This window comes from Serinicoccus chungangensis (assembly GCF_006337125.1).
Taxonomy (GTDB): Bacteria; Actinomycetota; Actinomycetes; order Actinomycetales; family Dermatophilaceae; genus Ornithinicoccus; species Ornithinicoccus chungangensis.
In genome coordinates, this window is record NZ_CP040887.1 from 950,014 (window position 1) to 961,364 (window position 11,351).

Consider the following 11,351-nt stretch of genomic DNA (forward strand, 5'->3'; position numbering starts at 1 on the left):
TGGCCGGGCTGTGGACGGCGTCGGCGCGGGGCGGTGGCACGGCATACCCTGAGGACATGCCTCCGACCGCCGAGCTCGACGACCTCATCGCGGCAGCCGTCGGCGGGGTCGGGGGCAGCGAGCGGCCCGGCCAGCTGCAGATGGCGCAGGCGGTCGAGCGGGCCGTCGAGCGCGAGGAGCACCTGCTCGTCCAGGCCGGGACGGGCACCGGCAAGTCCCTGGCCTACCTCGTGCCGGCGATCGCCCACGCCGTGCGCACCGGCAAGCCGGCCGTCGTCGCCACCGCGACGCTCGCGCTGCAGGCCCAGATCGTCGACCGCGACCTGCCCCGGATCTCCGAGGCGCTCGCCCCCCTGCTGGGCCGTCGGCCGACGTTCGCGCTGGTCAAGGGCCGGTCCAACTACCTGTGCCAGCACAAGCTCGTCGGTGGCTTCCCGGACGACGACGAGGACGCCCTGCTGGCCATGGGCCAGGTGGACCGCGAGCGCTCCCGGCTGGGCGACGAGGTGACCCGGCTGAGGGACTGGGCCGAGCTCACCGAGTCCGGTGACCGCGACGAGCTCGTGCCCGGCGTGAGCAACCGCGCCTGGCGGCAGGTGTCGGTCACCGCCCACGAGTGTCTGGGGAGCCGGTGCCCCGTCGTGTCCGACTGCTTCGTCGAGCGCTCCCGCGAGGCCGCGGGCGAGGTCGACGTCATCGTCACCAACCACAGCTTCATGGCGATCGACGCCTTCGAGGGCAGGTTCATGCTGCCCGAGCACGACCTGCTCGTCGTCGACGAGGCCCACGAGCTCACCGACCGCGTCACCTCGACCATCACCGACGAGCTGACCGCCTCGACGGTCTCGGTGGCCGCGCGGCGGGCGGGACGAGGGGAGGCCGCCGAGCGGCTGGCCGAGACGACCGAGCTGCTCGAGGCGGCGCTGGCCGACCTGCCCGAGGGCAAGCTCGCGGCGCTGCCCGACCGGCTGGTGACCGCGCTGCAGCTCGTCCGGGACGCCGCCCGCGCCACCCTCAGCGAGATCCGGCCGGAGAAGGGGGCCGAGGCCGACGGGTCCACGCAGGTGGCGATGGCCGCGGTCCAGGACGTCTTCGACACGAGCGAACGCGTGCTCGGAGAGGCCGAGCTGGACGTCGTGTGGATCACCCAGGACCAGCGTCGCGGGAGCATCCTGCGGGTGGCCCCCATGAGCGTGGCGATGATGGTGCGCGACAAGATCTTCCAGGAGCGGACGGTCGTCCTCACGTCGGCGACGCTGGAGCTCGGCGGCACCTTCGACGCGGTGGCGGGCACCATCGGCCTGCGCGGCCCCGGCGCCCCGGCCTGGGAGGGGCTGGACGTCGGCTCGCCCTTCGACTACCCGGCCCAGGCCATCGCCTACGTCGCGGCGCACCTGCCGCCGCCCGGGCGCGACGGCGCGGGCCCGGGGGTCTTCGACGAGATGGAGCAGCTGGTCCGGGCGGCAGGGGGACGCACCCTGGGGCTGTTCAGCTCGCGCCGGGCCGCCGAGGCGGCGGCCGAGGAGATGCGCAGCCGGCTGTCCGACACCGACATCACCATCCGCTGCCAGGGTGACGACCAGCTCCCCACCCTGGTGCGCGAGTTCGCCTCCGACCCCTCCGCCTGCCTGTTCGGCACGCTCTCGCTGTGGCAGGGCGTGGACGTCCCCGGCTCCGCCTGCCAGCTCGTCCTCGTCGACCGGATCCCCTTCCCCCGACCTGACGACCCGCTGACCTCGGCCCGGACCGAGGCGATCGGGCGGATGGGCGGCAACGGCTTCATGGCGGTCTCCGCCACCCACGCCGCGCTGCGCCTGGCCCAGGGCGCGGGCCGGCTCATCCGGCGCGGCGACGACCGCGGGGTCGTCGCCTTCCTGGACTCACGGATGATCAGCGCGCGGTATGCCGGCTTCCTCCAGCGCTCGCTGCCCCCCTTCTGGCCCACCACCGACACCCAGCTCGTGCTGGGCGCCCTGCGACGCCTCGACGAGACGGCCCCCGACCCGGTGCCGGTGGCCGAGCCCGGCGCACGGGGCCTCGGCGGTGCCCCGCTGGTCGGGTCGCCCGGCGCCGTCCCGGTCGCGCGCTCGCCCCGCACCGCCGTGACCGGGGGCCACGCCTGGACCGACGAGCAGGACGAGGAGCTGCGGGACGGCGTCGACTCGGGGGTGGGCCTCACCGAGCTGGCCGACCACCTCGGCCTGGCGCCCGACCTGGTCACCGCCCGGCTCACCCAGCTCGGTCTGGAGCTGGAGGAAGCCGGGGAGGCGACCAGGTCGGCGTCGGCCTAGCCGAGGGGGTGTCGCTCAGTGCTGGCGACGCCCGCGGGCCGCGAGCAGCGCACCGCCGAGACCGAGCGCCATGACGCCCGCGCCCACGCCGATGAGCAGCGGGTCGCCGGTGCCGGGGGCCTGGCCCCCGGTCTCCGCGCCGCCGACCGGGATCTCCTGCAGCTGCCCGCGCACGGCGCCCGGCAGGAACTCGGAGGTGTGGGTGTCGGCGGAGAAGCCGGCCGGGTCGGCCTCGATCTCGGCCAGCGAGAAGCCCTCGCCGGTGTCCTTGCCGTCGTCACCCTCGAGCCCGGTGGTGAACGGGCCCTGCAGGCAGCCCTCGCTGGTGCGCACGTCACCGTCACCGGTCGGGTTCGGGAAGGCCAGGCGCGGCGGGCCGCCCTCGCCGGCGTCGGCCTGGTGGACGTGGGTGGCCGTCTTGGCCGGGCTGTCGTACTCCCCGGTCACGCCGGTGAGCTCGATGTCGTAGCAGATGATCTCCTCGTCCGAGTTGATCATGAAGGTGAACATCCCCATGGCGCCCTCCTCGCCCGGGGCGGGGTTGCCCTCGCCGTCCACGACGTTGTCGGGCGTGGCGGTCACCGAGAAGGCCGAGGTGAACGTGTCGGGCATGTCGACCTCGGTCTCGGCGGCGGCCGGCAGGGTGCTGGCGGCCACCAGGGCGAGGGCTCCGAGGCCACCTCCGGCGGCGGTCAGACCGCGGCGGGTCGGACGGGCGGTGTTCGTCGTGCTCATGCTGACTCCCATCGTCGTCGGCCCCGCTGTCAGGGCCGGTGTGCAGGGGATACGTCGGGACACCGGCACGCGTTCATCGCGGGCCGTGATCGTTCTGCGAGACTGGTCGAACGTCGCGGACCCCGCCGACGTATACCCCTCCGACGACCAGCAGGAGGGAGTGGACCATGACCACGGCCGGCCTCGACGTGCTGGGCCGCGCTGCGCCACGGGAGGCGAGACCGCTGAGCCGACGGGAGTTCGACGTCGCCCGCGCCTTCGACGAGCACGGGTCCCTGCTGATGGGTCTCGCCGTCAACGCCCTCGGCGACCGGCACGCCGCCGAGGACTGCGTGCAGGAGACGCTGGTGCGGGCCTGGCGCGCCCGGGACACCTTCCGCCCCGACCTGGGGTCGGAGCGCACCTGGCTGGTGGCGATCGCGCGCCGCGTCATCATCGACAGCGCCCGGGCACGCGCCCGGCGGCCGGTGGAGATGCGCGCCGTGCCGCCCGAGCCGGCACCGCAGCCGGGGGTGGACACCCAGGTGGCCGACCGGCTCACCCTGGTCGCCGGGCTGGCCCGGCTGAGCCCCGAGCACCGCGAGGTCGTCGTGGAGGTGCAGGTGCGCGGGCTGTCCTACGACGAGCTGTCCCACCGGACGGGCGTCGGGGTGGGGACGTTGCGCAGCCGGATGTACTACGCCCTGCGCGCCCTGCGCGGGATCCTCACGGAGGAGGTTGACGATGACGACGCCTGAGGGTGACCGGGAGGAGCTGGTGCTGGCCGCCGCCGAGGGCTCGCTGGACGACCTCCAGCGGCAGCGGCTGGAGGTCCTGCGCGCCGCGGACCCGACGGTGGACGAGGAGATCGCCGGGCTCCGCAGCACCCTCGAGGCCGTGCAGCAGCTGGACGGCTGGGACGAGGGCGCGATGGTCCTGGCCCCGTCCCCGTCGGTGCTGCGCCGGGCCAAGGAGCAGATCGCCTCGGAGGAGGACGCGTCCGCCGGTCAGGGGGATGAGCCCGCCGGGCAGGGGGACGCGCCCGCCGGGCAGGACCTGCCGGCGGGGCGCCGGGCTGTGGACGACCGCCGGCGGCCGGGGCGTCGGGCCCTGCTCGGGCTGGCAGCCGCCGGGCTGGTGGCCACCGGGGCCGTCGGCCAGGACGTCGTGCGCCGCCTGCGTCCCGGCACCCCGGAGGGCGAGCCGGGCACGCTCGGCGCCCTCGAGCAGGCCGCGGTCCAGGACGTGGCGTCAGGGGCCGAGGTCGACCTCGGGATCATCGCCCACACCTGGGGCACCGAGACGGTCTGGCTGGTGGACGGGGCCGAACCCGGCGAGGTCTACGACGTCGTGCTCGTCGACCGGTCCGGCGGGCGGACGGGCTCGGGCAGCTTCCTCGGCACCCGCGACCCGCTCGACTGCGAGCTCAACGCCGCGATCCTGCGCGAGGACGTCGCCGAGGTGCTCGTGGTCACGGCCGGCGGTCAGGTCTGGGCCCGTGCGCCGCTGCCCCCGGTGCGGGCCTGAGCGTGAGGCGCACGGTGTGTCACCGGCTCGTGGCAGGCTGACCCCATGACCGCCACCGGACCCCCCACGCTGGCGCTCGTCACCGGCCCGGAGGACCTCCTCGCCGAGCGGGGCGTCGACTCCGTCGTGGCCGCCGTGCGGGCGGTCGAGCCCGAGGCCGAGGTGGTCCGCATCCACCCGGCCGACTACCGGGCCGGTGACCTGCTCGTCCACGCCAGCCCGAGCCTCTTCGGCGGCTGGAGCGTCCTCGTCGTCCACGACATGGACGAGGCCGACGACGCCCTCGTCGAGGACCTCACCGGCTATCTCGCCGAGCCGGCCGACATGGTCACCCTGGTCGTGCGGCACAAGAGCGGCAACCGGGGCAAGCGGGTGCTGGACACGCTGCGCAAGGGGGGTGCCCGCGTCATCGAGGCCAAGGCCGTCAAGACCGAGCGGGACAAGCACGACTTCGTCACCGGCGAGTTCCGCAGCGCCCGACGCAAGATCGCGCCGGAGGCGGTGGGGGCCCTGGTGCTCGCGGTCGGCAAGGACCTGCGCGAGCTCGCCTCCGCCTGCGAGCAGCTCATCCGCGACGTCGAGGGGCTCGTCGAGGTCGACGACGTGACGACCTACTACGGCGAGAAGGTCGAGACCACCGGCTTCCGGGTCGCCGAGGCGGCCCTCGGCGGGGACGAGGCCACCGCGATGGCCCTGCTCCGGCACGCCATGCTCGGGGGCCTGGACCCGGTGCCCATCGTGGCGGTGCTGGCCATGCAGCTGCGGCAGGTCGGCAAGGTCGCCTCGGCCGGCCGTGGCGGGTCGGCCCAGCTCGCCCGCGACCTCGGCATGGCCCCGTGGCAGGTGGACGCCGCGCGACGCGTCAGCCAGGGCTGGGACGGCGAGCGTCTGGGCCGGGCCATCCAGGCCGTCGCGCAGGCCGACGTCGACGTCAAGGGGGGCATCCGGACCGAGGCGAGCGTGCGCAGCCCGGAGTATGCCGTGGAGCGCGCGGTGCTCGAGGTGTGCCGCCAGCGCAACGGCTGAGCGGCGCGACTTGGGCCGGGCCCCACCACGCTGCTAGCCTTGGCTGTTGCGTGCGCGCTCGGTCGTGCGCGCTCGCTGGACCATCCGCACCATCCCGCGCACCGGGCATCGCCAGGTATCCCCACGCCAGTTCGCCCCGCGCGGGCGTCGCCCTCACGACATCTGACCAACGACTGACCAGGAAGTTCTCAGTGGCAAACATCAAGAGCCAGATCAAGCGCGTCAAGACCAACGCGGCCCGCACGGAGCGCAACCGCGCGCACAAGTCCGAGCTGCGCACCTTCATGCGCAAGTTCCGCGAGGCCGCCGACAGCGGTGACACCAGCAAGGCCTCGGACGCGCTGCACGCCGCCTCCCGCAAGCTGGACAAGGCGGTCACCAAGGGCGTCATCCACCAGAACCAGGCCGCCAACAAGAAGTCGGCCATGGCCAAGCGCTTCAACGCGCTCCAGGGCTGAGCGCAGCTCGCCCCGAGCACGTCGGCGGGCGTCCACCCCCACGGGGTGGACGCCCGCTGCGCTACCATGGCGGCACCATGGCGACCCGCTGCGAGCTCCTCCTTACCGGGCCGCGCTGAGCAGACGACCTACCTGCGAGCGCGGCCAGCCCCTCCTGCGTGAGGGGCTTTCGTATGCACCGAGCACCATGACCACGCAGCGAGAACGAGACGAGAGCAGACGATGAGCGAGCGCACCCCCCAGCACCGCTACACCGCCGAGCTGGCCGGCCGCATCGAACGCCGCTGGCAGGACCGGTGGGAGCAGGACGACACCTTCGCCTCGGCCAACCCGGCCGGGCCCTGGGCGACACCGGAGGACCCTCGGCTCGCCGACGGGCGCGAGCACCGGGTGGTCATGGACATGTTCCCCTACCCCTCGGGGGCGGGGATGCACGTCGGGCACCCGCTGGGCTACGTGGCGACCGACGTCCACGCCCGCTTCCTGCGCACGACCGGCGCCAACGTGCTCTACGCCATGGGCTTCGACGCCTTCGGTCTCCCCGCCGAGCACTATGCCGTGCAGACGGGCCAGCACCCCCGGGTGACGACCGAGGAGGCGATGTCGACCTACCGACGGCAGATGCGGATGATCGGGCTCTCGCACGAGCCGCGGCGCACCTTCGCCACCATCGACCCGGACTACGTGCGCTGGACGCAGTGGATCTTCCAGCGCATCCACGACGCGTGGTACGACCCGGAGGCGGACCCCCGGCCGGGGTCGGGACAGGCCTCCCCGGGCCGCGCCCGGCCGATCGCCGAGCTCGTCGAGCAGTTCGCCGACGGGCGGCGCGAGCTCCCGGGCGGCCGTCCGTGGGGGGAGCTGTCGGCGGCGGAGCAGGCCCGGGTGCTGGACGGCTACCGGCTGGCCTACGTCTCGGCGGCACCGGTCAACTGGTGCCCCGGTCTGGGCACCGTGCTGGCCAACGAGGAGGTCACCGCGGACGGCCGGTCCGAGCGCGGCGACCTGCCGGTCTTCAAGCGCAACCTCTCGCAGTGGATGATGCGGATCACCGCGTATGCGGACCGCCTCACCGACGACCTGGACCGGCTGGACTGGCCGGAGCGGGTGCGGCTCATGCAGCGCAACTGGATCGGTCGCTCGACCGGCGCGCAGGTCGCCTTCCCGGTCCCGACCACCGCTGGTGGGGAGGCGTCGCTGGAGGTCTTCACCACCCGGCCCGACACGCTCTTCGGCGCGACCTTCATGGTGGTGGCCCCCGAACACCCGCTGGTCGGCCAGATCGTCCCCGACGCGTGGCCCGCCGGCACCCAGGACGCGTGGACCGGCGGCGCGCCCACCCCGGGCGAGGCGGTCACGGCATACCAGCGGCAGGCCTCGACCAAGAGCGACGTCGAGCGGCAGACCGAGGGCAAGGCGAAGTCCGGCGTGTTCAGCGGCGCCTGGGCGACCAACCCCGTCACCGGGTCGCCGGTGCCGGTCTTCGTCGCCGACTACGTGCTCATGGGCTACGGGACCGGCGCCATCATGGCGGTGCCCGGGCAGGACGAGCGCGACTGGGACTTCGCTCGGGCCTTCGACCTGCCGGTCGTGCGCACGGTGCAGCCGACGCCGGACCACCCGGAGGACCAGGCCTTCACCGGCGAGGGCCCGGCGATCAACTCGGCCAACGACGAGATCAGCCTGGACGGGCTGGGGGTCGCGCAGGCCAAGGAGCGCATCATCGCCTGGCTGGAGGCGACCGGCCGCGGTCGCGCCACGGTGACCTACCGGCTGCGGGACTGGCTCTTCAGCCGTCAGCGCTACTGGGGCGAGCCGTTCCCGGTGGTCTGGGACGAGGACGGCGTCGCGCACGCCGTGCCCGACGACCACCTGCCGGTGACGCTGCCGGACGTCCCCGACTACGCGCCGCGCACCTTCGAGGCGGACGACGCCGACTCCGAGCCGGAGGCGCCGCTGGCGCGCGCGGCCGACTGGGTGCATACGACCATGGACCTCGGCGACGGGCGGGGGCCGGTGCCGGTGCGCCGGGAGACCAACACCATGCCGAACTGGGCCGGCTCGTGCTGGTACTACCTGCGCTACCTGGACCCGGAGAACGCCGCCGCCCCGGTCGACCCGGAGGTGGAGGGCTACTGGATCGGTCCCCGCGAGCACACCGTGGCCGGTGCCCCCGAGGGCGCCGTCGACCCGGGCGGCGTCGACCTCTACGTCGGCGGGGTGGAGCACGCGGTGCTGCACCTGCTGTACGCCCGCTTCTGGCACAAGGTGCTCTTCGACCTGGGTCACGTGAGCAGCGAGGAGCCGTTCCGCCGGCTCATCAACCAGGGCATGATCGAGGCCTACGTCTACCGCGACGCCCGCGGCTTCCCCGTGCCGGCGGCCGAGGTGGAGGAGCACACGTCCTCCGACGGCGGGCCCTCGACGTTCACCTGGCAGGGCCAGCCGGTCACCCAGGAGTACGGCAAGATGGGCAAGTCGCTCAAGAACGTCGTCACCCCCGACGAGATGGTCGAGCAGTTCGGGGCCGACACCTTCCGGGTCTACGAGATGAGCATGGGGCCGCTGGAGCAGTACCGCCCCTGGGAGACCCGCGCGGTCGTCGGCAGCCAGCGCTTCCTCCAGCGCCTGTGGCGCAACGTGGTCGACGAGGACACCGGTGAGGTGACGGTGACCGACGAGGCGCTGATCCCCGACCTGGCCAAGGCGCTGCACCGGACCATCGACGCGGTGGGCTCGGACTACGCGGCCCTGCGCACCAACACGGCGATCGCCCGGATGATCGAGCTCAACAACCTGCTGACCAAGCTGGACACCGTGCCGCGGGCGGCGGTGGAGCCGCTGGTGCAGATGGTGGCCCCGGTCGCCCCGCACGTCGCGGCCGAGCTGTGGGAGCGGCTCGGGCACGAGGACCTGACGTACGCGCCGTTCCCGCAGGCCGACCCGGCCCTGCTGGTGGAGGACTCGGTGACCGCGGTGGTGCAGGTCAAGGGCAAGGTGAGGGACCGGCTCGACGTCGCGGCCGACATCTCCGCGGCAGACCTCGAGGCGTTGGCGCTGGGCAGCGAGAAGGTGCAGCGCTTCCTCGACGGCGCACCCGTCCGCAAGGTCGTCGTGCGGGCTCCGAGCCTGGTCAACATCGTCGTCTGAGCCCCGCTCCTGCCATGGACGTCGCCCTCGTCACCGACAGCGCCAGCTGCCTGCCCCCCGGCGGCGGTCCGGCGCTGTCGGTCGTCCCCCTGCACGTCGTGGTCGCCGGGCGGCACGGTGACACGCGCGAGGTCGGGCACGCGGAGGTGGTCGAGGCCCTGCGCCCGGCCACGCACCGGGTCAACGTCTCCACCAGCCGGGTGTCCCCCGGGGAGTTCGTCGAGGCGTACCGCGAGCTGGTGGCCCGCACCGGCTGCCGGGCGGTGGTGTCCGTGCACCTGTCGGGCGGCGTCAGCGGGACGGTCGAGGCCGCCCGGCTCGCCGCCGCGGAGGTCGCCGACGAGGTCGACGTGCGGGTCCTCGACTCCCGCACGGTCGGTATGACGTTGGGCTGGGCCGCCCAGGACGCCGCGGCGCTGGCGGCCGAGGGCGGGAGCGTCGAGGAGGTCGAGGCCATGGTGCACCGGCGGCTGGCCGGGGCGAGCGCGTGGTTCTACGTGGACACCCTGGAGCACCTGCGCCGAGGAGGCCGGCTCGGCCGTTCTCAGGCCGTGCTCGGGTCGGCGCTGGCCATCAAGCCGCTGCTGACCGTGGCCGACGGGGAGGTGGTACTCGCGGAGCGGGTGCGGACCCGCGGCAAGGCACTGGCCCGGCTGGAGACGCTGGTGGCCGACGCGGTCGGGCAGCTGCGCGCCGACGGGGGCCGGCCGCGGCTGGCCGTGCACGAGCTGGACGCGCAGGAGGCCGCGGCCGGTCTGGCGGGCCGGCTGCGGGAGCGGCTGGACGTCGACCCGCTCGTGCTGCCCCTGGACCCCAGCCTGGGCGTGCACACCGGGCCGGGCACCCTCGGGGTCGTGGTGGCCGACGCCGGCTGAGCTGCGCCGAGCGCCGAGCGCCGTGCGCCGTGCGCCGTGCGCCGTGCGCCGTGCGGGTGGGCGTGATACGTCCCGGCCGGCCCGCCCGGGCCGTCCACATCCTCGGCCGCAGGTCCGGGCCGTCCACAGATCCGTCCGTCCCTCTCCCGGGCGGGGCGTGGGGCCCCTAGCGTGCCGACCATGGACTCGGGGGACATGGAGGCCCTGCACCAGGGCAGGCACCGCAGACGACGTGCGTCGGTCGAGGGCGACGACCGCCGGGACGACGGCGGGCTCGGGGACGGCGAGCAGGTGGGGAGCGGCGGGCACTGGGAGGACGAGCAGGTGGCGAGCGACGGGGGCCCCGGGAGCGGCGGGCTCGCTGGCGAGGGCGGGCACGTGGAGGAGGTGCGGCTGGTGCCGGTGCCGGGGGCGGGGCGAGGCGCCAGCATCGGGGTGGGTGCCCGGTCCGTCGGCGGTCTGCTCCTCGTCGCGGTGGTCGTGCTCGCGGTGCTGGGTGGGCGGTGGTGGTGGGTCGCGCAGCAGGCCACCGCGCTCCCGGATGCCAGCGCGCAGGAGCAGGGGGAGCCCGTGGTGTCGGGGTTCGTCGAGGGTGGGGGGCCGTCGGCGACCACGGGGGCGGACGCCGACGGCGATGCCGTCCTGCAGACGGGTGGGGGTGAGCGGGGTGTCGTCGCCCCGGGGGCCGGCGGGCCGGGTGCCGGGGCGGGGAGCACCCCGTCGCCCACCCCGGACGGGCCGGTCCTCGTCCATGTGGTCGGTCACGTCGCGGCGCCCGGGGTCGTGGAGCTGCGGCCGGGGGCCCGGGTCGTCGACGCCGTCGACGCGGCGGGCGGCCTGACCGACGGCGCCGATCCGGGGTCGGTCAACATGGCCCGGGTCGTGGCCGACGGCGAGCAGGTATGGGTGGGGGCGCCCGGCGAGGACCCTCCCGCGGGGTGGGTCGCCGGAGCCCCGGCCGGCGAGCCCGCGGGGACCGGTGCCGGCGGCGTGGTGGCCGGTACCGAGGCCCCCGCGGCGCTGGTCGACCTCAACCGGGCCACCCAGGCGGACCTGGAGGAGCTCCCGGGCATCGGCCCGGTGACCGCCGGCCGCATCCTGGCCTGGAGGGAGGAGCACGCGGGTTTCACCACCGTCGAGGAGCTGCTGGAGGTGAGCGGCATCGGCGACCGGACCCTGGAGCAGCTGGCGCCGCTGGTCACCGTCGGGCCATGAGCCGCCGGCGCGTCGTCGGTGCCCCGGGGACCCCGGCAGGCAGGGTGGCTGCGGCCGCCCCGGTGGCTGCGCCCGGAACGGTGGCCGCGGCTGCC

The 11,351-nt window shown here is 74.7% G+C and carries 9 protein-coding genes; 8 read left to right on the top strand and 1 reads right to left on the bottom strand.

All coding sequences use genetic code 11. From position 1 onward, the window contains the following. The first annotated feature begins 56 nt into the window (after nt 1-56). Nucleotides 57-2,291, top strand: coding sequence for an ATP-dependent DNA helicase (locus FHD63_RS04335; protein ID WP_139720424.1), 2,235 nt, complete (start codon nt 57-59; stop codon nt 2,289-2,291). 15 nt (nt 2,292-2,306) lie between these two features. Here the strand turns inward: FHD63_RS04335 and FHD63_RS04340 are convergent, their stop codons facing one another. Next, nucleotides 2,307-3,026, bottom strand: coding sequence for a CHRD domain-containing protein (locus FHD63_RS04340; protein WP_139720426.1), 720 nt, complete (start codon nt 3,024-3,026; stop codon nt 2,307-2,309). A gap of 167 nt (nt 3,027-3,193) precedes the next feature. Here FHD63_RS04340 and FHD63_RS04345 point away from each other — a divergent pair, with 167 nt between their 5' ends. The 7 genes from FHD63_RS04345 (at nt 3,194) to FHD63_RS04375 (ending at nt 11,256) form a co-directional block, all read left to right on the top strand. Further along, nucleotides 3,194-3,763, top strand: coding sequence for a sigma-70 family RNA polymerase sigma factor (locus FHD63_RS04345; RefSeq protein WP_139720428.1), 570 nt, complete (start codon nt 3,194-3,196; stop codon nt 3,761-3,763). Continuing rightward, nucleotides 3,750-4,532 carry an alkaline phosphatase family protein gene (locus tag FHD63_RS04350; RefSeq protein ID WP_139720431.1) on the top strand — a complete coding sequence of 261 codons (783 nt, stop codon included), beginning with the start codon at nt 3,750-3,752 and terminating at the stop codon, nt 4,530-4,532. The genes FHD63_RS04345 and FHD63_RS04350 overlap by 14 nt, the downstream gene beginning before the upstream one ends. 45 nt (nt 4,533-4,577) lie before the next feature. Beyond that, entirely contained in the window at nt 4,578-5,558 is a 981-nt protein-coding gene (gene holA, locus FHD63_RS04355; protein ID WP_139720433.1) for a DNA polymerase III subunit delta, read from the top strand. A 191-nt stretch (nt 5,559-5,749) separates the two neighbouring features. After that, nucleotides 5,750-6,016 (top strand): 30S ribosomal protein S20, encoded by a 267-nt coding sequence (gene rpsT / locus FHD63_RS04360; RefSeq protein WP_139720435.1) that lies wholly within the window; start codon nt 5,750-5,752, stop codon nt 6,014-6,016. Between the two features lie 222 nt (nt 6,017-6,238). Continuing rightward, nucleotides 6,239-9,166: a leucine--tRNA ligase gene (gene leuS, locus FHD63_RS04365; RefSeq protein ID WP_139720437.1), complete on the top strand. Its 2,928-nt coding sequence runs from the start codon at nt 6,239-6,241 to the stop codon at nt 9,164-9,166. A 14-nt stretch (nt 9,167-9,180) separates the two neighbouring features. Further along, nucleotides 9,181-10,041, top strand: coding sequence for a DegV family protein (locus FHD63_RS04370; protein ID WP_139720439.1), 861 nt, complete (start codon nt 9,181-9,183; stop codon nt 10,039-10,041). Nucleotides 10,042-10,221: 180 nt separating this feature from the next. Further along, the gene (locus FHD63_RS04375; protein ID WP_139720441.1) at nt 10,222-11,256 is read left to right on the top strand and encodes a ComEA family DNA-binding protein; all 1,035 of its coding nucleotides are present in this window, start codon (nt 10,222-10,224) and stop codon (nt 11,254-11,256) included. Nucleotides 11,257-11,351: the final 95 nt, after the last annotated feature.